Origin of the sequence: Selenomonas sp. oral taxon 478 (assembly GCF_001189555.1) — a bacterium.
GTDB classification, from domain to species: Bacteria; Bacillota; Negativicutes; order Selenomonadales; family Selenomonadaceae; genus Centipeda; species Centipeda felix.
This window is the reverse complement of the sequence record NZ_CP012071.1, coordinates 2,180,779-2,202,675: the sequence shown is the minus strand read 5'-3', so window position 1 is coordinate 2,202,675 and position 21,897 is coordinate 2,180,779. Positions and strand designations below refer to the sequence as shown.

Sequence of the window (21,897 nt, the reverse complement as noted above, 5' to 3'; positions counted from 1 at the left end):
GAGTCACTTAGTCGACGTTTGCGCAGCAAATGTCGACCGTGGCTCAATCGTGTGATTCGCTAAGTAGAGAGCAAGTATTTCGCTTTAATTTGCAAGGAAGTTTCTTCTGTGAAGTTTTGAGTGAGCAAGACTCATTCAACAAGATGCGGTGATGATGCCTGGACGGTTCCACCTGTTCCCATTCCGAACACAGTAGTTAAGCGTCCACAGGCCGAGGGTACTTCGTTGGAGACGACGTGGGAGAGTAGGTAGTTGCCGCAAAGGATAGAACTCGTGAATGACGTGTTCACGAGTTCTATTTATAAATGACATGGCGGCTTTGGTGAAGCGGTTAACACACTGGATTGTGGCTCCAGCATGCATGGGTTCGATCCCCATAAGTCGCCCCATAGGGGTATAGCTCAACTGGTAGAGCAACGGTCTCCAAAACCGTAGGTTGTGAGTTCAAGTCTTACTGCCCCTGCCATTGAGGTTCAGCCGTATCGATTTGATACGGTTTTTTTTGTTCTTTTATCTTCTTTTTCTTGTCAAACATTCCATTATAGTGTAGAATGGCGAACAGCAAAGAGCTTTTGCTGTCTATTTAAGGAGGAGATCGATCCATGAAGAAATTCGTCCAAATGGCGCTTGTCTTGTGTCTCACGTTGCTTGCCGTACAGGTGAGTGCTTCCCCTTTTACGGATAAGGTTACGCTGCCCGAGGGCGCGGTGCTTACAAATGTCAATCGTTTGGCGATCGGAGCTCCGCTTTATGTGCAGGTTGAGAATACCGCTCCTTCCATTGATATTTTGACGCAGATTGAGGCAGATGCGTCCAATGTGACGCGTGCCAATGTGGTCAGCTATGATACGGTTGCGAGTGATCTCCAGCAGAGCAAGGGGATCGATCTGAAGGCTCTTCCGCGCCGTGATGCAGCAAAGGCGTTCAAGGATAATGTTGCTTCCTATGCGGATGCTTATGTCATTCTGACCGTTGCGAATAATAGCCGTACGGTGTTCTTCTTTGATGTTTACCGTGCCGGTACGAACGAGCTCCTCTACACGTATGAGGTGCGTGCAAATAAGTCAGATGGGAATACGGTGGCGACGTTCTCCAAGCTTTCTGAGCAGTTCTACAAGAATTGGCAGCGTTCGGTGGAGGCGCAGAGCAAAGGAAAGTAAGCTCTTTCATACAGTGGGGCTGTGGCACGAAGTTAATTGGCTTTGTGTCACGGCTTTTTTGTTTTGCGTGGGAAAATGTAGCATCTGCTCATAATACCTGTTGACAAAGATGCTTTGCTATACTAAGATAGACACACTATCTTTTGAACGGAACTATGGGGAGGAATATGATATATGGCGATCAATGAAAAACTGCGCAATATCGCGATTATTGCTCACGTTGATCATGGTAAGACGACGCTGGTCGATGCGATGCTGAAGCAGAGCCACGTGTTTCGCTCGAACGAGCAGGTGAACGAGCGCGTGATGGACTCGGGTGATATCGAGCGCGAGCGTGGGATTACGATTCTTTCGAAGAATACGGCGATCCTCTATGATGGGATTAAGATCAATATCGTGGATACTCCCGGTCATGCGGATTTTGGTGGTGAGGTGGAGCGCGTTCTCAACATGGTGGACGGTGTTCTCCTGCTCGTCGATGCGTTTGAGGGCCCGATGCCGCAGACGAAGTATGTTCTGCGCAAGGCACTCGAACAAGGGTTGAAGCCGATTGTTGTCATCAACAAGATCGACCGTCCGGATCAGCGTGTGGACGATGTGTACGATGAGGTTTTGGAGCTCTTTATGGAGCTGGATGCGGACGATGACCAGCTCGATTTTCCCGTGATCTATGCGGCGGCGCGCGACGGTATCGCCAAGTTTAACATGGAGGATACGAACGATAATCTCGAGCCGTTGATGCAGACCATCGTGAAGGAGATCCCGGCACCGCAGGGCGATGCGGAGGGGCCTCTGCAGATGATGGTGACGACGCTCGAAGCGGACGACTATGTTGGCCGCGTTGCCATTGGGCGCGTGATTCGTGGATCGGTGCGCCCCAATCAAAATGTGGTTGTGATCAGCGGCGACCATGAGACGAAGGCAAAGGTCGGCAAGGTCTATGTGTATCAGGGACTCAAGCGCGTCGAAGTCGATGAAGCGGGGATGGGCGAGATCGTCGCTCTGACGGGGCTCGGCGATGTGAGCATCGGTTATACTGTGGCAGACGCGGAGAATCCGGAGGCACTGCCGACGATCAATATTGATGAGCCGACGCTCTCCATGACCTTCGGTGTCAATACGAGTCCGTTTGCAGGCCGTGAGGGGCAGTTCGTTACGTCGCGCCATCTGCGCGATCGCCTGTTCAAGGAGATCGAGACGAATGTCGCCATGCACGTCGAGGAGACGGATTCCGCCGATGTGTTCAAGGTATCGGGACGTGGTGAGCTGCATCTTTCCATCCTGATCGAGCAGATGCGCCGTGAGGGCTATGAGCTGCAGGTCGGCAAGCCCGAGGTTGTCTACAAGACGATCAACGGACAGAAGTGCGAGCCGATGGAGAATCTGACGGTTGAGGTTCCGCAGGAGTATATGGGCGCCGTGATGGAGGCGCTCGGTACGCGCAAGGCGGAGCTGTCGAATATGACGGAGCTGTCGGGCTATATCCGCATGGAGTTCTTTATACCGGCGCGCGGGCTGATCGGCTTCCGTTCGGAGCTCCTGACGAGTACGAAGGGCAATGGGATTATGAATCATATCTTCCACGGCTATGTTCCGTACAAGGGGGATATGACGGGGCGTTCGCATGGGTCGCTTGTTGCGTTTGAGCAGGGGGAGACGACAGGCTATGGAATCTTCTCGCTGCAGGATCGCGGGACGATGTTTATCTCGCCGGGCCAGCAGGTCTACGAAGGGATGATTGTCGGGGAGAACTCACGCGATATTGATATGGACATCAATCCGTGCAAGAAGAAGAATGTCACAAATATGCGTACCTCTGCCTCAGATGAGGCGATCCGCCTGACGCCGCCGCGTATTCTGAGTCTGGAGCAGGCACTGGAGTATATCAATGATGATGAGCTCGTTGAGGTGACGCCGGAGAATATTCGCCTGCGCAAGGCGATTCTCGACCGTACGGCGCGCGGCCGCGCGGCGAAGAATGCGCGTAAGTAACGTTGAAAAGTTTTTTCATCAACTTTCTTGTCGGTGCACTTGCTTTTCTGAAAGAAATATGATAGTATGTCTGCGTTAGCAGGATGAGAATTTGTCGCCAATTTTCGGCGGATGATACAGATCAAGGAAGGAAGAGGTATATGGGTGCGGAATCTTTGTTTTCACGTGTGAAAGATATGGTTTCACACGTTGTGGACTCATTTATACCGATTGCTGAGGACGAAGAAGAGGAAGAGGAGATTCGTGCGCAGCAGGCGTCACAGACTGCTCAGACGACGCAGGCAGCACAGAGTTTTGCTTCCCAGCGACGCGTTGCCAATGGGGGAACGGTGTCGTCATTCTCATCGCCTTCCTATGGCAGCACCAGTTCCTTTCAGTCTCCGCGTACGCCTGTGACAGGGGAGGGAAGTTCGACGCCGCTGACGGTACATACGACGAAGGTATCGGAACTGCGCGTGCGGATTCATCGTCCGCGTCGTTACGATGATGCAGCTCCGGCGGTTGTCCAGCTGAAGCAGGGGATTGCGATCGCCGTGAATTTTGACTGCATGAGCGAGCCGGAACGCCGCCGTGTCTGTGACTTCCTGAATGGTGCCTGCTATGTGATGCATGGTACGGCACATGTCGTCTCGAGTACGATCATTCTCTATGCACCGAAGGGTGTTGATGTGACGGACCCACTTGCAGCGACGAAGACCAACTGAATGATAGACAGAGGAGCTCTACGCGAAGACCAACGTCTTCGTGCAGGAGCTCTTTTTTGTAAAAAAATTCTGCAGGGCGTTGTTTTGGCGCCCATGGTATGCTATAATACGCCCTAGTGTAAAAAACACGCGTTTTCGATAGCTGTTCTGTGCCGTATTTACGCGGTGGTACAGCGGATGAGAAGCGCGGAAGAACAACAGGAGGTATTTTATGGCAGTCATTTCTATGAAGCAGCTTCTGGAGGCAGGTGTCCATTTCGGACATCAGACGCGTCGCTGGAACCCGAAGATGGCACGTTACATCTTCACGGAGCGCAATGGTATCTACATCATTGATCTGCAGAAGACGGTGCGCAAGGTGGATGAGGCGTACAATTTCCTTCGCAGCGTTGCGCAGGAAGGGAAGACTGTGCTCTTCATTGGCACGAAGAAGCAGGCACAGGAGGCCATCCGCGAGGAGGCGCTCCGTGCGAATATGTACTACGTCAACGAGCGTTGGCTCGGCGGTATGTTGACGAACTTCCAGACGATTCAGCGTCGTATTCATCGTCTCAAGGCACTTGAGGAGATGGAGGAGAACGGCACGTTCGAGGTTCTCACGAAGAAGGAAGTACAGGGTCTGCGCCACGAGAAGGAGAAGCTCGAGCGTTATCTGGGCGGAATTAAGGATATGAGCCGTCTGCCGGGTGCACTCTTTGTCGTTGACCCGCGCAAGGAGCGTATTGCGGTTGCCGAGGCACGCAAGCTGAACATTCCCATCGTCGCGATTGTCGACACGAACTGTGACCCGGATGAGATCGACTATGTGATCCCGGGCAACGACGATGCGATCCGTGCCGTGAAGCTTCTCACGGGCTGCATGGCAGACGCTGTGCTCGAGGGAAATCAGGGCGGCGCACAGGAAGCGGCTGAGTAATCAAAGACAGTGGGGTAAGGGAGCATTATCCCCTTACCCCTTTTTTATGGAACGATCATAGGAGGAACGATAATGGCAATTAGTGCAGCGATGGTAAAGGAACTGCGTGAGCGCACGGGCGCAGGTATGATGGACTGCAAGAAGGCTCTTGCAGAGACGAACGGCGATATGCAGCAGGCAATCGACTATCTGCGCGAGAAGGGGATTGCAAAGGCCGAGAAGAAGGCGGGACGCATCGCTGCTGAGGGCGCGGTGACAGCATATCTTTCGTCCGACGCGAAGGTCGGTGTCATTGTCGAGATCAACTGCGAGACGGACTTTGCTGCCAGCAATGAACAGTTCCGTGAGCTCAGTGCGAAGGTCGCAAAGCACATTGCAGAGACGAACCCGGCAGATCTCGATGCACTGAATGCAAGCACGCTGGATGGCAAGGATGTTGCCTCCCTCATTACCGAGGCAACGGCAACGATCGGGGAGAAGATTTCCCTTCGCCGCTTCGCCCGCTATGAGGGTGCAGGCCGTGTGGCAACGTACATCCACATGGGCGGTAAGATCGGCGTCCTCGTTGAGCTTTCCGGTGGGGATGAGCAGCTCGGCAAGGATATTGCGATGCAGATTGCGGCAGCGGCGCCGCTCGCGATTGATCGTGCCGGCGTGACGGCTGATCATATCGAGCATGAGAAGGAAGTCCTCCGTAAACAGGCGCTTGAGGAGGGCAAGCCCGAGAAGATCATCGAGAAGATGGTTGAGGGGCGTATCAATAAGTTCTATGAGGAAGTCTGCCTGCTTGAGCAGAAATTCGTCAAGGATCCGGAGAAGAAGATTGCAGATGTGCTCGGCTCGGTAGAGATCAAGGCGTTTACGCGCTATCAGCTGGGCGAAGGCATCGAGAAGAAGCAGGAGGACTTCGCTGCAGAGGTCGCTGCTCAGATGAAGTAAGATGATATGAAGAGAGGAGAGCTGCCCGACGGCAGCTCTTTTTTGCAGATGGTCTGCGGATTTTTTTGGAAAAATGTGCTATAATGGCGCAGAGAATGTGCGTGACAGGAGGAGTTGTCTTGGAAACGAAATATCGTCGCGTCGTGTTGAAGCTGAGCGGAGAAGCGCTCGCGGGAGATCAGGGATTCGGGATCAATCCACAGGTTGTCGAGGCAATTGCCGCGCAGATTAAGAAGGTACGCGATCACGGTATCGATGTCGCCATTGTGGTCGGCGGAGGAAATATCTGGCGCGGACTCGCGGGCAGTGCGAAGGGGATGGACCGCACGACGGCAGACTATATGGGGATGATGGCGACTGTGATGAACGCACTCGCCCTGCAGGATGCTCTCGAAAATCAGGACGTTGACACGCGCGTCCAGAGTGCCATTGAGATGCGTCAGGTGGCAGAACCGTATATTCGCCGCCGTGCCATCCGACACATGGAGAAGGGGCGTGTTGTGATCTTCGGTGCAGGTACGGGGAATCCCTATTTTTCCACGGATACGACGGCCGCTCTGCGCGCTGCGGAGATCGAGGCGGACGTTATTCTCATGGCGAAGAAGGGGACGGACGGCATCTACGATTCCGACCCGAATAAGAACCCCAATGCCACGCGTTTTGAGAAACTGGCGTATATTGATATTCTGAACAAGGGACTCGCGGTCATGGACGCGACGGCGACTAGTCTCTGCATGGAGAATAACATCCCCATGGTGGTGTTTAATATTGATGTGCATGAAAATATTGCACGGGCAGCATTTGGCGAGCCGATTGGTACAACAGTAGGAGGCGAAGCAGTATGATCAAGGATATTCTGTCAAAGCATGAGGAGAGTATGAGTAAGGCGATCGAGGCGCTTCGCCGCGAGTTCTCTTCGCTGCGTGCGGGTCGTGCAACACCGAATCTCCTGGATAAGGTGATGGTCCCTTACTATGGCACACCGACCTCGGTCAATCAGCTTGCCAAGGTGACGGTGCCGGAGCCGCACATGATCGTCATTACGCCGTGGGAGAAGTCGATTCTGCATGAGATCGAAATCGCCATCTCAAAGTCTGATCTCGGTCTTTCGCCGAACTCTGACGGGAATGTGATTCGCCTTGCGATTCCTCAGCCGACGCAGGAGCGCCGCAAGGAGCTGATCAAGACGGTCGGCAAGAAGACGGAGGAGGCGAAGGTCGCTCTGCGCAACATCCGACGCGATGCAAACGAGGCGATCAAAAAGCTCGAGAAGGACAAGGAGATCAATGAGGACGAGTCCAAGCGCGGTCAGGACTCTGTGCAGAAGCTCGTCGATAAGTTCGTCAAGCAGATGGACGAGATGCGTGCAGCAAAGGAAAAAGAGGTCATGGAGATCTGATGGAGGATTCCTTTTCGGCACGTCCATGGGATGAGGTGCGACGGGAGCTGGATGCCGAAGGCGCATCCTACACGATATCGGTATCGCGTGCATCACGTCCTTTTTTTCCCGTCGATGAGACGCAGTCCTATGTCATTCGTGTTCGCCAGAATGGGGCTGTGCATCAGGTCACGCTCACGGAACTTCCGCTGTGCAGTCCGACTGTCGCCGCCTACGAAGAACATTTCCGCTGAATGCGCGACACCCCTTTCGGCATCCGCCGAAGGGGTGTTTTGGTAGAAGAGTAAAGGCATAGGAGAAGGGGAAAGATTTGATATGTGGAAGAGAATATTCGGCAAAAAAAATGATACGCCGGACATCGACAGCGATCACAGCCTTTCCAATCTTGCACTCGATCGTGCCAGTCTGCCACGTCATGTTGCCATCGTGATGGATGGCAATGGAAGATGGGCAGAAGGGAAAGGAAAATCACGCTCAGCAGGCCATGAGGCGGGCGCGCGTACCTTGAAGCGTATTGTTCGTGCCGCTTCGCATATAGGGATAGAGGTGCTGACCGTCTATGCCTTTTCAACAGAGAATTGGAAGCGCCCTCATCGGGAAGTCGATTTTCTGCTCAATCTCTTCGATTCTTTCCTGGAGAAGGAGATCACGGAGATGCATGAGCAAAATGTCCGTATGAGCTTCATCGGTCGGCGGGATCGCTTCTCTGATCGTTTCCTTGCCCGTATGGAGGATGCAGAGCAGCGTACGGCGCATAATACCGGCGTGCATTTTAATCTGGCGGCGAATTATGGCAGCCAGGATGAGATCGTGCGTGCTGTTCGCAAGTTGGCCACGCGTGTCGCAGAGGGGGAGCTTCGCCCCGAGGAAATCGACGAGGCACTCTTTTCCAATGCACTCGATACGGCGGGCGATCCGCCCGTGGATCTCTTCATCCGTACGAGCGGCGATCTTCGGCTGAGCAACTTCCTCCTATGGCAGTCTGCCTATGCAGAGCTATATTTTACGGAGACGCATTGGCCGGATTTCACACCGGAAGAACTTAAGCGTGCCATTGAGGACTTTGCAGGACGAAGTCGGCGCTTTGGCGGGCTTACTACAGAAGAATAAAGATGGAGGCTGTCTTTGATTACACGCATTATCTCCGGCATTATCGGTATTGGCATTGCAGGATATGTTATACAGACGGGCGGAACAACGTTTACGGTTGCCGCAGCGGTGCTCGCAGCTCTCGCGTGGTTTGAGTATACACGTGCATTTTCGCACCGTGGAGGCAGTCCTGCCCTATTCTCCGGTATTCTTGGCATCGGGGGGATGCTGTATGGCGCGTTCATCGGGCAGGAGAGCGTGATTCTGCTTGCCTTGATCGCCTCCTCGATTCTTGCCCTGATGACCTGCGTCCTCCTGCGCGGCGATGTGTCAGTTCACGATGCGACTGTTTCTGTGGCGGGGATCTGCTACATCGGCATGCCATTTGCACTGCTTATTCTCCTGCGGAATATGACGGGGCCTGTCTATACGACGCCGATTGAGACGTTTTCCTGCGGAGCAGCGATGGTCTGGGTGATGTTTATCGGGACATGGGCGAGTGACAGTTTCGCCTATTTTGCCGGGCGTGCGTTTGGCTCGCACAAGCTGGCACCTGCCATTAGCCCGAATAAGACGATCGAGGGATTCTTTGGTGGCCTGATCGGTACGATTGCTGTCATTGTGGGGCTTGGCTGGCTTCTCGCAATGCCGCTGCCGCAGATGGCTGCACTGGGCGCAGCGATTGCCGTGCTCGGTACGCTTGGTGATCTTGTCGAGTCCATGATGAAGCGACAGACGGGCATCAAGGACTCGGGCGCGATTATCCCGGGGCACGGCGGTGTATGGGATCGCTTTGACAGTGTCCTCTTTACGGCGCCGCTGGTCTATTACTATACGGTATACATTGTCCTGCGCTGAGTGGGGCAAAAGGAGCTTGGATGTTAGAGAAAATTGCTGCGACAGTCTTTGTCTTCGGACTGCTCGTCTTTGTGCACGAGCTGGGGCATTTTATCACGGCAAAACTGACCGGGATGCGCGTGGATGAATTTGCCATCGGCTTTGGACCGCGTCTTGTGCATTTTCGCTATGGAGAGACAGTCTATTCGATCCGTCTGGTTCCGCTGGGCGGGTTCAATGATATTGCCGGCATGGCGGCAGATGACAACGATGCCGGTGATCGCGGCTATTGCCGCAAGCCGATTCTCTCCCGCATGATTGTGATTCTTGCTGGATCGGCGATGAATTTTATCCTGCCGATCGTTCTTTTTTTCGGCATTTTTTTCTTTGCCGGGGTGCAGACGCCGAATCCTGCGCCTGTTCTTGGCAAGGTGCTTGCCGATAATCCTGCTGCACAGGCGGGGCTCATGGCGAATGACCGCATCATTGCAATTGATGGTAAGCCCATCGAGACGTGGCAGGAGATGGTGGACGCCATTCGCACAAACCACGGAACAGTTCCGATGACGATGCAGGTGGAGCGCAATGAGCAGGAGCTGACGGTCAGTGTGACCCCACATTATGATGCCTCACAGCAGCGTGGATACATCGGCATTGTGAATGCCTATACCAGCACCTATCCTGGCTTCTTCCAGTCCATCTCGATGGCATTTGAGCGGACGGCGATGATTGTCGTGATGATGCTCGATGCGCTCTATCGGATCGTTCTGGAGCTCTCTGGCTCGGAACTTGCGGGGCCAATCGGTGTGGCACAGATGGCGGGAGAAGTCGCAGAGATGGGCATTGTCCCGCTCCTCAATTTCGCCGCACTCCTCAGTCTCAATCTTGCGATCATCAATCTTCTGCCCGTACCGGCACTGGACGGCGGACACTTTCTGACGCTCTGTGTTGAGGCGGTGCGTGGCAAGCCACTGAGCCCGAAGGTCATGCACTATATCCAAAATGCGGGTGTGGGGCTGATTATTCTGTTGATGCTGCTCGCGATGAAGAATGATGTCGTACGTATTTTTGCAGGAGGCTGACCCGTGTCATGTCAACATTTGAACGCCGCCGCACGCGGCAGATTCATATTGGGAATATCCCCATCGGGGGTGGTGCACCGATCTCCGTGCAGTCCATGTGCAACACGAAGACGACGGATACGGAGGCTACAGTAAGGCAGATCCGCGAACTCGCGGCGGCAGGCTGTGATATCGTACGTCTCGCTGTGCCAGATATGGCGGCGGCAAAGAACCTCGGCAATATCATTCGCCAGGTGAAAACTCCGCTTGTCGCCGATATCCACTTTGACTACAAGCTTGCGCTTGAGGCGATGGCACAGGGGATTGCGGCTCTGCGCATTAATCCCGGCAATATCGGTGGGACGGAGCGCGTGAAAAAGGTCGTCGCGGCGGCACGTGAGGGGGGGATCCCCATCCGCATCGGCGTGAATGCCGGCTCACTTGACCATAAAATGCTCAAGAAGTATGGTGGCGTCACGGCGGAGGCCTTGGTTGAATCTGCCATGGAACACGTGCGCATTCTGGAGGAGCTGGATTTTCATGACATGAAGATTTCGCTCAAGGCACATGATGTCCCGCTGACACTTGCGGCCTACCGTCTGATGAGTGAACGCACAGACTACCCGTTGCATCTCGGTATCACGGAAGCGGGCACGGCGGGGACGGGCATCATTAAGTCTGCTGTCGGTGTCGGGGTTCTCCTCGCCGAGGGAATTGGCGATACGATACGCATCTCGCTGACAGGTGATCCCGTCGTCGAAGTTCGTACGGCAAATGAGATTCTGAAGGCGCTCGGTCTGAAGGAGTATGGACCAACGCTCGTCGCTTGTCCTACGTGCGGGCGGACGAGCATCGATCTCGCCTCCATCGCGGAGAAGGTCGAGGAACGTCTGCGCGGCATGGAGGATCCCATCGAGGTGGCTGTGATGGGCTGTGTCGTCAATGGTCCCGGTGAGGCACGCGGTGCGGATGTCGGTATTGCCGGCGGCAATGGCGAGGGGCTGATCTTCCGCAAGGGAGAGGTCATTCGCAAGGTAAAGGAAGAAGAACTGCTGCCCGAACTTTTTCGGGAGATTGATGCGATATTGGAGGAACGGAAACGGTCATGAGAGCAACGAATCTGTACGCGCCTACCCTTAGAAATACGCCTGCGGAGGCGGAGATTGCGAGCCATCAGCTCATGTACCGCGCTGGTCTCATTCGCAAGTCTGCCGGCGGGATGTATACCTATCTGCCGCTCGCGTGGCGCACCATCCGAAAGATTGAGCAGATCATCCGTGAGGAGATGGATGCCGCAGGCGGACAGGAGATCATGATGCCAATCCTGCAGCCGTCCGAACTCTGGGAGGAGAGCGGCCGCTGGGGAGCATACGGCGCGGAGATGATTCGCGTGAAGGATCGCCATGGCCGCGAGTTCTGCATGGGACCGACGCATGAGGAGATGATTACGGCGCTCGTGCGTGATGAGGTGCGTTCGTACAAGCAGCTCCCGCTCCTGCTCTATCAGATTCAGGACAAGTTCCGTGATGAGCGTCGCCCACGTTTTGGAGTGATGCGCAGCCGTGAGTTCATCATGAAGGATCTCTATTCCTTTGACAAGGATATCGCGGGGATGAACGAGTCCTATCGCAAGATGGCCGTGGCCTATACGAATATTTTCACGCGCTGCGGACTGAACTTCCGTGCGGTGGAGGCCGACAGCGGTGCGATCGGCGGCGGGCACTCCGAGGAGTTTACCGTTCTTGCCCCTGAGGGGGAGTCGCGTATTGCTTGCTGTGATGCGTGCAGCTATGCTGCGAGTGACGAGAAGGCGGCACTGCGTCCCATCGATACCGCTGCTGAGGAGGTACTGCCGCTTGAAAAAGTGGCAACACCCGATGCCCATACGATTGCCATGCTTGCTGAGTATCTCAGGATTCCTGTCGAGAAGACGATCAAGGCAGTCGCCTATCAGACCGATGAGGATGTACTCGTCCTCGCATTCCTGCGCGGTGACCACGAAGTCAATGAAGTGAAGCTTGCGAATGCCGTTGGGGCACAGGAGCTGCGTATGGCGGATGAGGCGGCCATACGCGCGGCTGGCGGGTGCCCGGGCTTTATGAGCCCGATTGGCATCAAAGGGGGCACGTGTATCGTGGTTGATGAGACGGCCATGCGGATGCACAATGCGGTCTCTGGCGCCAATGAACAGGACTTTCACTATATTAACGTCAACCCGCAGCGCGACTTTGGTTCAGTGACCGTGACGGATATTCGTCTTGTTGCAGAGGGCGATCTGTGCCCTTCCTGCGGAGTGGGACATCTTCATATCGGACGGGGCATTGAGGCAGGACAGATCTTTGCGCTCGGCACGAAGTACAGTGAGGCAATGGGGGCGACGTTCCTCGATGAGTCTGGGAAGACGCAGCCCCTACAGATGGGCTGTTATGGCATCGGTGTCGGGCGCACGATGGCGGCGGCAATCGAACAGAACCACGATGCACATGGCATCATTTGGCCGCGTGCGATTGCACCGTACGAAGTCGTCGTCGTGGCAGTAAACGCCAAGGTGGAGGAACAGCTCGCATACGCTGAGGAGATTTACGAGGAGCTGCGTGCTGCAGGTGTCGATGTACTGCTCGATGACCGTCGTGAGCGCGCGGGCGTGAAGTTCAACGACTGTGATCTCATCGGTTATCCTGTGCGCATTGCGATCGGACCCAAGACCATAGAAAATGGAACGATTGAGGTGAAGATTCGCCAATCCGGTGAACTCGTGAACTTTGCGCGGGATACGTACCTGAAGGGCGTGAAGGATATGCTGGCAGTACTTTGAAATAGCTGCTTCGAGAAAGGGAGGGGAATGTGGCAAAGGCATATCCAGGAGTAATTCTTCGCGTGCCGGAGGGAAGCCTTGCCGATGAGCTGGGGCTTGCGGCGGGGGATAAGATCCTTGCGATCAACGATATGCCGCTGCGCGATATTATTGACGTCAGCTTTGCGATGGCGGACGAGGAGATTGAGCTTCTCGTTGAACATGCTGATGGGACGCAGGAGAGCATTGCATTCGACAAGGACTATGACGAGGAGCTCGGCGTAGAGTTTGAGAGCGCCGTATTCGACGGGATTCGTGAATGTGCGAATCACTGCTATTTCTGCTTTGTCGATATGATTGCCCCGCACATGCGCCACAGCCTTTCTGTGAAGGATGACGATTACCGCCTGTCTTTTCTCTATGGGAACTTTGTGACACTGACCAACATGGGGGAGGCGGATTACGCGCGTATTGCACGGCTGCATCTCTCCCCTCTCTATGTATCGGTGCAATGTACGAATCCCGTCCTGCGTGCAGAGATGCTGCGCTGTTCGTGGGCGGGGGATATTCTCGGACAGCTCGCGCGCCTCGAAGCGGCGGGCGTGGAGTATCATACGCAGGTGGTGCTCTGTGCAGGGTTGAACGATGGAGAGGAGCTGGAGCGGACGATTCGCGACATTACGGCGCGGCGTCCTCATGCTCTCTCACTTGCCATTGTGCCCGTTGGGCTGACAAAACATCGAACGGATCCGTTCCCGCTCGTTCAGTTTGATCGGGACGGTGCGGCGCGCGTGATCGACCAGGTTGAGCCGTGGCAGGAAAAAATGCGCGCGGAAGAAGGGCGTACCTTCATCTACCTAGCCGATGAATTTTATTTTCTGGCAGGACGCGAGGTTCCGCCTGCCACGATGTACGATGGTTTTCCGCAGCTCGACAATGGGATTGGGCTGACGCGCAGCTTCATCGGGGAATGGGATGCGGCAAAGGAGCGCGGAGCTGCATGTGGAGATCGCCTCGCTGTCGTGAGTGGAACGGCAGTTGCTCCCGTTCTGGCGGCAAAGGCACGGGAGCTTGATCCTCTGGAGCAGAATATTTTCGTCTTGCCCGTTGAAAATCGTCATTTCGGTGCGATGGTCAATGTGTCAGGTCTCCTCACCGGTGCAGATATTGCAGCGGCCCTGCGAAAGATGCCCCAGACGGTTGACGGTGTACTCATTCCCGCATCAGCATTGCGCGAGGGCGAGGATGTCTTTCTGGATGATATGAGCCTCGATGCTTTGCGGGCGGAATTTCCTACTCTGCGCATCGAGCCGGTGGCGACGGGTGCGGACTACTATGCGGCACTTTCGGACTGGGTACATTATCATCGTACGCGTGCGAGCGGTGGTTATACGTGGCAGAGCAATGCGGGCTATACAAAGCCTGTGGCAGGAAATCGCTGAGGATGCAGGGAGAGGAGTGAATCATCATGAGCAAACCCATTGTGGCAGTGGTCGGACGCCCCAATGTCGGGAAGTCAACGCTGTTCAATCAGATCGGCAAGAAGCGTGTCTCCATTGTCGACGATATGCCGGGCGTGACGCGTGACCGCATCTATCTGGATGCGGAGTGGCTGAACCATGAGTTTACGATCATTGACACCGGCGGCATCGAGTTCGATGAGAGTGACCATATTCTGCGTTCGATGCGTTCTCAGGCAGAGCTGGCAATGGAGGAGGCAGATGTCATCCTCTTTCTCGTCGATGGGCGGGCAGGACTGACAACTTCGGATGAGGAGGTCGCACGTCTTCTGCGGCGGACGAAAAAACCCGTGATTCTGGCGGTCAACAAGATCGACAGTTTTGAGCGTGAGGCGCTGATCTACGATTTCTATTCGCTTGGGCTCGGTGACCCGATTCCCATCTCTGCCTCCAATGCAATGAATCTCGGCGATCTGCTGGATGCCGTCGTAGCGGCGTTTCCGGAAGAGCCGGCGGAGGCACAGGAGACGGATGAGATCGCTATTGCCGTCGTCGGCCGTCCAAATGTCGGCAAATCATCGATCGTGAATCGTCTGCTCGGTGAGGAGCGCGTCATCGTCAGTGATGTGCCGGGGACGACTCGCGATGCGATTGACACACATTTTACCAAAGACGGAGCAAAGTATCTCCTCATTGATACGGCAGGGATGCGGCGCAAGGGCAAGATCACACTGCCTGTGGAGCGGTACAGCGTGATGCGCTCCCTGCGTGCGATCGACCGTGCGGGAGTCGTCCTCATGGTCATCAACGCCGCCGAGGGGATTCTGGAACAGGATACGAAGATCGCGGGCTATGTGCACGAGTCGGGCAAGGGCGTCATCATCGTCGTGAATAAATGGGATATTTTCCCGGAGAAGAACGACAAGTCGACGCTGCGCTTTACGGATGATCTGCGCGAAAAGCTCGGCTTTCTCCAGTATGCACCCGTTCTCTATACATCGGCATTGACAGGACAGCGCGTGGAGCGCGTGACGGAGCTCGTGAAATATGTGGCGGAGCAGCAGTCGATGCGTATTAAGACGAGTGTGCTCAATGAGTTGGTCCGCGATGCAGTTTCGGTCAATCCACCGCCGACGAAGAAGGGCAAGCAGCTCAAGATTCTGTTTGTCACGCAGGTGAGCATCGTTCCGCCGACGTTCATTATTTTCGTCAATGACCCCGAACTCATGCACTTCTCCTATCTGCGCTTTATCGAAAATCGTCTGCGCGAGAGCTTCGGCTTCGAGGGAACGCCGATCCGCCTCGTGGTGCGCGCACGCAAGGAGGAAGAACAATGATGTATCTCGTTGCAGCCATCGCCGCCTATCTCATTGGATCGATTCCGAGTGGGCTGATTCTTGGAAAACTGATCTGGCATAAGGACCTGCGCGACTATGGCAGCCACAATACCGGTGCGACGAATGCGTGGCGCACGCTCGGGAAGACGGCGGGCATTGCCGTATTCATTGCGGACAGCCTGAAAGGGCAGGCGGGCGTTATGCTTGGACTGCTCCTTGTCGGTACACCGCTCGCTGCCGTCGTCGGTGGATTGTGCGCCATTCTCGGGCACAGCTTTTCGTTCTTTCTTCGTTTTCACGGCGGCAAGGGGGTTGCGACTTCACTTGGCGTTCTGACGATGCTGATGGGGCAGGTGACGTTTATTATCTTTGTCATCTGGCTGACGATCGTCTATGTGTCACGCTATGTCTCCCTCGGCTCTGTCGTCGCGGCATTTCTTGCGCCGTTTCTTGCGGCACTTTACGGGTATCCGACGGAGTATGTTCTCTTTACGGCCGTGGCGGCGATCCTTGTCATTCTCCGTCACCGTGAGAACATCGGACGGCTGATGCACGGAACCGAAAATAAAATCTGACGCTATCGTTTGTGATACTGGGTGTGTATGGTATGATATACTTGGACTGAGATAGTGCATCGGCAGCAGTGGTCAGGGAGGATGGGATTCTGTGAATACAGTCAAGATAGCTCTTTTGGGTGCGGGGACAGTCGGCTCCGGCGTTATCCGCACCCTGTCTATGAACGGGGAGACGATCGCAGGACGCTGTGGCGCACGCATCGAGATCAAGAAGATTCTCGTCCGCGATGCGAAAAAATATCGTCCGGAGGCAGAGGGAATTGCCCTCACGGACAACTTTGAGGAGATCCTGAACGACCCGGAGATCTCGATTGTCGTCGAGGTGATGGGCGGGCTCATGCCGGCGAAGGACTACATGCTGCGTGCCATGCGTGCGGGCAAACACGTGGTCACCGCCAACAAGGATGTCATTGCCGAACATCTGCGGGAACTCTATGGTGCAGCGGATGAGCATCACGTCGATTTCCTCTATGAGGGCAGTGTCGGCGGCGGCATCCCGATCATCAAGCCGCTGAAGGAGTGCCTGACGGCGAATGAGATCTCCGAGGTCATGGGCGTCATCAATGGAACGACGAATTACATGCTGACGAAAATGACGGAGAAGCATATCAGCTATGATGCCGTGCTGCGTCGTGCGCAGGAAAAGGGCTATGCCGAGGCAAATCCATCGGCGGATGTGGATGGACTGGATGCCGCGCGCAAGGCGGCGATTCTGGCGTCACTCGCCTTTGATACCATCGTCGAGTTCGAGGATGTCTCTGTTGAGGGGATCTCACATATTACGGAAGACGATATTGAGTATGGCCTGAACCTCGGCTACGTTATCAAACTCCTCGCGGTGGGACGCAATACGGAGGAGGGGATCGATGTCCGTGTGCATCCCGTGTTCCTCCCCAAGACACATCCGCTCGCCTCAATCAACGGCGTGTTCAATGCGGTTTTTGTGCGCGGTAATGTGATCGGTGAGGCGATGTTCTACGGTCGCGGGGCAGGCTCGCTTCCAACGGCATCCGCTGTGGTCGCGGACGTCATTGAGGTTGCGCGCGATATCGTTGCAGGGACGACGGGGCGCATGAAGTATCGGATTGGTACCAAGAAAAAGCTCTGTCCTGTGGAGAAGACGCACTCCTCTTATTATCTGCGGCTCGTTGTTGCCGATGAGCCGGGCGTGCTCGGTGAGATCGCTACGACCTTTGGACGTGCGGGGGTCAGTCTGCGGTCGGTCATTCAGGCGAGGTCGACGGTGAGCGGCGACGCGGAGATCGTCGCTGTGACGCATGTCGTGACGCATGCAGATGCCTCTGCCGCTGCTGCAGCGCTGCAAGCACTGCCTGTTGTACGTGAGGTGCGCAGCCTGATTCGTGTGGCAGACGGGCAGGAGGATACGCTATGACAGAGCGCAGTGTACGCGTGCGTGTCCCTGCGACGAGTGCGAATCTCGGTCCCGGCTTTGATGCACTCGGTCTTGCCTGTACGCTGTATAACGAAATGACCCTGACACTGACGCACGAGACCGGGCTGTCGATCGCGGCACGTGGTGAGGGCGCTGCCTACATTCCGGGAGATGAGCGCAATATCGTCTGGAAGTCCATCCGCTATCTCTTGGAAAAAGCAGGGCGTGCGGAGGAATTTCGCGGTGCACAGATTCGCATGAGCAACCGCATTCCACTCTCGCGTGGGCTTGGCAGCAGTGCGACAGCGATTGTCGCGGGACTGACAGCGGCAAATGCGCTCATTGGCAGTCCGTTTGACCGCCATGCTCTGCTGCAGTTCGCGACGGCCATTGAGGGGCATCCGGACAATGTGGCACCCGCGATCTATGGTGGTTTCACGGTAAATACCGTGACGGATGGAACGGTGGAATGCTTTTCCTTCCTGCCGCGTATCTTCCTCCGATTCGTCGTCATGGTGCCGGACTTTTACCTCTCGACGAAGTCGGCACGTGAGGTGCTCCCTGCCGAGGTGCCGATGAAGGATGCTGTCTTTAACATCAGCCATGTAGCCATGCTTGTGGCGGCTCTGTCGCGCGGATCTGAGAAGCATTTGGACAACGCCTTTGCGGATGCACTGCATCAAAACTACCGTGCGCCGCTTATCCCGGGGATGTTTGATGTCTTTGCCGCTGCAAAGAAGGCGGGGGCATGCGGCGCGGCGCTCAGCGGGGCAGGCCCCTGTCTCATCGCCTTTGTTCCGGAGAAACGGAACTGCACCGAGGATGTCGCCCATGCGATGCGCGAGGCATTTCGTTCACACGAGATCGAGGCACGCCCCCTGCAGCTCCGTCTCGATACGAAGGGAGCGCGCGTCCTCCATCGCAGGAATGCGAATGTAAAATCATAGTATATGCCCCCACTCCATGTACCATAGAGGAAGTGGGGGTATCATCTTTTTAAGAAAGTGCTTGCAAAAATATACATAAAAGATGTATAATCATAAACATCTTTTCAGGGAGATGGAGGAACCGTCATGAAGGTCAGTATCATCGGAGCGTCTGGCTATGCGGGGGAAGAACTTATCCGACTTCTTCACGGTCACCCGCATGCCGAGATTGTACATCTGACGTCGGAGCGCCATACGGGCGAGAAAATATCGAAACTTTATCCACACTTAACGCATATTTATGACAATATACTGGATTCGATGGAGGATGTCCGCCGTATCGCGGAGGACAGCGATGTTCTCTTTATCGCACTTCCGCATGGACATGCAATGAAGCTGGTCAAGGCGATTGCTGGTCTGCCGGTGCATATCATCGATCTCGGGGCAGACTATCGCTTTGCCGACACATCGGTCTATGAGTCATGGTATCATGTCCCGCACACGGATCCGGAGGCAGAGCGGGTCTACGGACTTGCCGAGCTGTATCGTGATGCAATCCGAGGGGCGCATCTCATCGGCAATGCAGGATGCTATACGACGGCAAGTATCCTCGCGCTGACCCCGCTCGTGCAGAAGCATCTCGTACAGATGGATTCAATTCTCGTCGATGCGGTTTCCGGTGTTTCCGGCGCAGGGCGTACACCGAAGGAGAGCACGCATTTCCCGGAGTTCTATGACAGCTTCACGGCGTATGGCGCAGTCAGTCATCGACACACCCCAGAAATCGAGCAAGCGCTCTCCGAGCAGGCAGGTGAGCCGGTTACGATTAACTTTACGCCACATCTTGCCCCGATAGCACGCGGTATCCTTGCCACGTGCTATGCACGCCTTGCGGATGGCGTAACGGAAGAGGATGTCGACGCGGTGTTTGCAGCTCGGTATGCAGATGAGTTTTTCATCCGTCTGCTTGGGCGTGGCGCGTATCCATCGACGAAGTATGTGCGCGGAACAAATTACTGCGATATCGCATGGCATATTGATCCGCGTACGCATCGTGTTATTGTTTTTTCCGCGATTGACAATCTCGTCAAGGGAGCGGCAGGGCAGGCGATTCAAAACATGAACATCGCGCTTGGCTTGGATGAACGCACAGGACTCGACCTTGTGCCGATGTATCCATAAACGGGAATGGAGGATATTGATATGTTCAGCGAGCAGAATGCAAAAGCCGGGGTTACATTCCCGCAGGGATTTAAGGCAGCGGGGGTAAAGGCGGGCATCAAGAAGAGCGGCAATCTCGATGTTGCTGTGATCTATACAGAGCGGGAGGCGGCTGTTGCAGGTGTATTTACGCAGAATGCCGTTGCCGCTGCACCGGTATTCGCCTCGAAGAAGGTCGTTGCTACGGGGGCAGCGCATGCGATTGCAGCAAATGCAGGCTGTGCGAATGCCTGTACCGGTGCACAAGGGGAAAAGGATGCGCGCGCGATGCAGGAGATCACGGCGGCAGCACTCGGCTGCACGCCGGAGGACGTTCTCGTCGCCTCAACGGGTGTGATTGGCGTAAATCTTCCGATGGACAAGATGGAGGCGGGACTGAAAGCTGCAGTTGCCGCACTTTCGACGGACGGTAGTGCCAGTGCGGGCAACGCCATTATCACGACGGATACCTACTCCAAGTCGTGTGCCACGGAGGTGACACTCGGCGGCAAGCAGGTACGGTTTGGTGCAATCGCAAAGGGCTCGGGGATGATTCAGCCGAATATGGCGACGATGCTCGCCTTCATCACGACAGATGCAGCGATTGACGGCAAGCTTCTCCAAAAGGCACTCTCCGAGGTCGTTGAAATTTCGTTCAACATGATTTCAATTGATGGCGATATGAGCACGAACGATATGGCCGTTGTGCTCGCCAACGGTGCGGCAGGAAATGCGAAGATCACGGCAGAGGGGGCGGACTACGAGACGTTCAAGGCAACGCTCGCAGAGATCTGCAAAGGTCTTTCACAGCGCATCGCCTCCGATGGTGAAGGTGCAACGAAGTTCCTGACGGTTCATGTGGCGGGGACGAAGAGCTTTGCCGATGCCAAGACAATTGCGATGAGCGTGGCAAAGAGTCCGCTCGTCAAGACGGCGTTCTTCGGTGAGGATCCGAACTGGGGACGCGTGATCTGTGCGGTCGGCTATGCAGGTGTTCCGATGAATCCTGAGACAACCGTTGTGAAGTTCGGCGGCATCCCCGTCTACGCGCACGGTGTCGGTGCAGACTACGATGAGGCAGCGCTCAAGAAGGTCATGGGCGAACATGATATTGTGATTGACATCGACATGGGGATGGGCGCACAGGAAGCAACTGTCTGGACCTGTGATTTCTCCTATGAGTACGTCAAGATCAATGGCGAGTATCATACCTGAGGTGAGGGCTATGTATAGCGATAAGGACAAGGCGGAGATCTTGGTTGATGCCCTCCCGTACATCCAGGAGTTCTCGGGCACGACGGTCGTCATAAAGTACGGCGGCAACGCGATGGTGAGCGATGTGCTGAAGGAAAACGTCATGCGCGACGTGGCACTGATGAAGTATGTCGGCATCCGTCCTGTCATCGTCCATGGCGGGGGACCGGAGATCACGGGTTTTTTGAAAAAGGTCGGAAAGGAGTCCTCTTTCGTCGCCGGGCTCCGCGTGACGGATGAGGAGACCGTTGAGATCGCCGAGATGGTGCTCGACGGAAAGATCAACTCGGAGATTGTCAATCTCCTGAACCAGCGCGGCGTTCGTGCCGTCGGCCTCTCGGGAAAGGATGCAGGGCTGATCCGCGCGCGTAAGAAGATGGCGACCGTATACGAGAACGATGCGGCGCATGAGGTGGACATTGGCTACGTGGGCGCAGTGGAAACAATCGACGTCTCTGTAATTGAAGATCTGCTGGATCACGGCTATGTGCCGGTTATTGCGCCAATCGGCGTAGGGATGGACGGCGAGAGCTACAACATCAACGCCGACTACGTTGCGGCGGAGATCGCAGGGGCCCTTGCGGCGGAGAAGCTGCTTCTCCTGACGGACATCGAGGGCATCTATAAAGATTTTAACGACAAGAGTTCGTTTCTCTCGACCATCCATCTGCAGGAGGCGCGCGACTACATCCGCGACGGCATCATCTCGGGCGGGATGATTCCCAAGGTAGAGGCGTGTCTGACGGCGCTGGAGCGCGGCGCGGCAAAGACGCATATCATTGATGGGCGCCTGCCGCATGCCATCATTCTCGAGATTTTTACGTCGACTGGTGTTGGTACACAGGTTGTACGATAGGGAGT

21 protein-coding genes, 2 tRNA genes and 1 rRNA gene are annotated in these 21,897 nt (G+C 55.3%); all 24 read left to right on the top strand.

Translation table 11 applies throughout. The features are described 5' to 3' along the window. Positions 1–144: 144 nt before the first annotated feature. The 24 genes from rrf (at position 145) to argB (ending at position 21,892) form a co-directional block, all read left to right on the top strand. Positions 145–261: ribosomal RNA gene (rrf, locus tag ADJ74_RS10195) — 5S ribosomal RNA — on the top strand. A gap of 52 nt (positions 262–313) precedes the next feature. Then, positions 314–389: transfer RNA gene (locus ADJ74_RS10190), tRNA-His, on the top strand. A 1-nt stretch (position 390) separates the two neighbouring features. Next, a tRNA-Trp gene (locus ADJ74_RS10185) sits at positions 391–466 on the top strand. Between the two features lie 136 nt (positions 467–602). Next, entirely contained in the window at positions 603–1,160 is a 558-nt protein-coding gene (locus tag ADJ74_RS10180; RefSeq protein WP_050344019.1) for a hypothetical protein, read from the top strand. 174 nt (positions 1,161–1,334) lie between these two features. Then, positions 1,335–3,152 carry a translational GTPase TypA gene (typA, locus tag ADJ74_RS10175; protein ID WP_009442224.1) on the top strand — a complete coding sequence of 606 codons (1,818 nt, stop codon included), beginning with the start codon at positions 1,335–1,337 and terminating at the stop codon, positions 3,150–3,152. 140 nt (positions 3,153–3,292) lie between these two features. Beyond that, entirely contained in the window at positions 3,293–3,856 is a 564-nt protein-coding gene (gene sepF / locus ADJ74_RS10170; RefSeq protein WP_050344017.1) for a cell division protein SepF, read from the top strand. A 211-nt stretch (positions 3,857–4,067) separates the two neighbouring features. Beyond that, positions 4,068–4,772, top strand: coding sequence for a 30S ribosomal protein S2 (gene rpsB, locus ADJ74_RS10165; protein ID WP_050344015.1), 705 nt, complete (start codon positions 4,068–4,070; stop codon positions 4,770–4,772). Between the two features lie 72 nt (positions 4,773–4,844). Then, on the top strand, positions 4,845–5,711 hold the full coding sequence (gene tsf / locus ADJ74_RS10160) for a translation elongation factor Ts (protein WP_050344013.1): 867 nt from the start codon (positions 4,845–4,847) through the stop codon (positions 5,709–5,711). 119 nt (positions 5,712–5,830) lie between these two features. After that, positions 5,831–6,556, top strand: a complete 726-nt coding sequence (gene pyrH / locus ADJ74_RS10155; protein ID WP_050344011.1) for a UMP kinase — start codon at positions 5,831–5,833, stop codon at positions 6,554–6,556. Then, positions 6,553–7,110, top strand: a complete 558-nt coding sequence (frr, locus tag ADJ74_RS10150; protein WP_050344009.1) for a ribosome recycling factor — start codon at positions 6,553–6,555, stop codon at positions 7,108–7,110. Before pyrH ends, frr begins: the two co-directional genes overlap by 4 nt. Continuing rightward, entirely contained in the window at positions 7,110–7,343 is a 234-nt protein-coding gene (locus ADJ74_RS10145; protein ID WP_050344007.1) for a hypothetical protein, read from the top strand. Before frr ends, ADJ74_RS10145 begins: the two co-directional genes overlap by 1 nt. A gap of 82 nt (positions 7,344–7,425) precedes the next feature. Continuing rightward, entirely contained in the window at positions 7,426–8,220 is a 795-nt protein-coding gene (locus tag ADJ74_RS10140) for an isoprenyl transferase (RefSeq protein ID WP_009442216.1), read from the top strand. 15 nt (positions 8,221–8,235) lie between these two features. Next, complete coding sequence (locus ADJ74_RS10135) at positions 8,236–9,057, top strand: phosphatidate cytidylyltransferase (protein ID WP_050344005.1); 822 nt, start codon at positions 8,236–8,238, stop codon at positions 9,055–9,057. Between the two features lie 20 nt (positions 9,058–9,077). Next, complete coding sequence (rseP, locus tag ADJ74_RS10130; protein WP_050344003.1) at positions 9,078–10,118, top strand: RIP metalloprotease RseP; 1,041 nt, start codon at positions 9,078–9,080, stop codon at positions 10,116–10,118. 8 nt (positions 10,119–10,126) lie between these two features. Next, positions 10,127–11,206, top strand: coding sequence for a flavodoxin-dependent (E)-4-hydroxy-3-methylbut-2-enyl-diphosphate synthase (gene ispG, locus ADJ74_RS10125; protein WP_050344001.1), 1,080 nt, complete (start codon positions 10,127–10,129; stop codon positions 11,204–11,206). After that, positions 11,203–12,912 (top strand): proline--tRNA ligase, encoded by a 1,710-nt coding sequence (locus ADJ74_RS10120; RefSeq protein ID WP_050343999.1) that lies wholly within the window; start codon positions 11,203–11,205, stop codon positions 12,910–12,912. The genes ispG and ADJ74_RS10120 overlap by 4 nt, the downstream gene beginning before the upstream one ends. Positions 12,913–12,941: 29 nt before the next feature. Then, complete coding sequence (locus tag ADJ74_RS10115) at positions 12,942–14,333, top strand: DUF512 domain-containing protein (protein WP_050343997.1); 1,392 nt, start codon at positions 12,942–12,944, stop codon at positions 14,331–14,333. 26 nt (positions 14,334–14,359) lie between these two features. Then, positions 14,360–15,688, top strand: coding sequence for a ribosome biogenesis GTPase Der (gene der / locus ADJ74_RS10110; protein ID WP_050343995.1), 1,329 nt, complete (start codon positions 14,360–14,362; stop codon positions 15,686–15,688). Further along, positions 15,685–16,263: a glycerol-3-phosphate 1-O-acyltransferase PlsY gene (gene plsY, locus ADJ74_RS10105; protein ID WP_050343993.1), complete on the top strand. Its 579-nt coding sequence runs from the start codon at positions 15,685–15,687 to the stop codon at positions 16,261–16,263. Before der ends, plsY begins: the two co-directional genes overlap by 4 nt. Positions 16,264–16,354: 91 nt before the next feature. After that, a complete protein-coding gene (locus ADJ74_RS10100) occupies positions 16,355–17,656 on the top strand; it encodes a homoserine dehydrogenase (protein WP_050343991.1) in 1,302 nt (433 codons plus the stop codon). Next, positions 17,653–18,603: a homoserine kinase gene (thrB, locus tag ADJ74_RS10095; RefSeq protein ID WP_050343990.1), complete on the top strand. Its 951-nt coding sequence runs from the start codon at positions 17,653–17,655 to the stop codon at positions 18,601–18,603. Before ADJ74_RS10100 ends, thrB begins: the two co-directional genes overlap by 4 nt. A 126-nt stretch (positions 18,604–18,729) precedes the next feature. Then, positions 18,730–19,764: an N-acetyl-gamma-glutamyl-phosphate reductase gene (gene argC, locus ADJ74_RS10090; RefSeq protein WP_050343988.1), complete on the top strand. Its 1,035-nt coding sequence runs from the start codon at positions 18,730–18,732 to the stop codon at positions 19,762–19,764. A gap of 21 nt (positions 19,765–19,785) precedes the next feature. After that, positions 19,786–20,997 carry a bifunctional glutamate N-acetyltransferase/amino-acid acetyltransferase ArgJ gene (argJ, locus tag ADJ74_RS10085; protein WP_050343986.1) on the top strand — a complete coding sequence of 404 codons (1,212 nt, stop codon included), beginning with the start codon at positions 19,786–19,788 and terminating at the stop codon, positions 20,995–20,997. A 10-nt stretch (positions 20,998–21,007) separates the two neighbouring features. Then, the gene (gene argB, locus ADJ74_RS10080; RefSeq protein WP_050343984.1) at positions 21,008–21,892 is read left to right on the top strand and encodes an acetylglutamate kinase; all 885 of its coding nucleotides are present in this window, start codon (positions 21,008–21,010) and stop codon (positions 21,890–21,892) included. Positions 21,893–21,897: the final 5 nt, after the last annotated feature.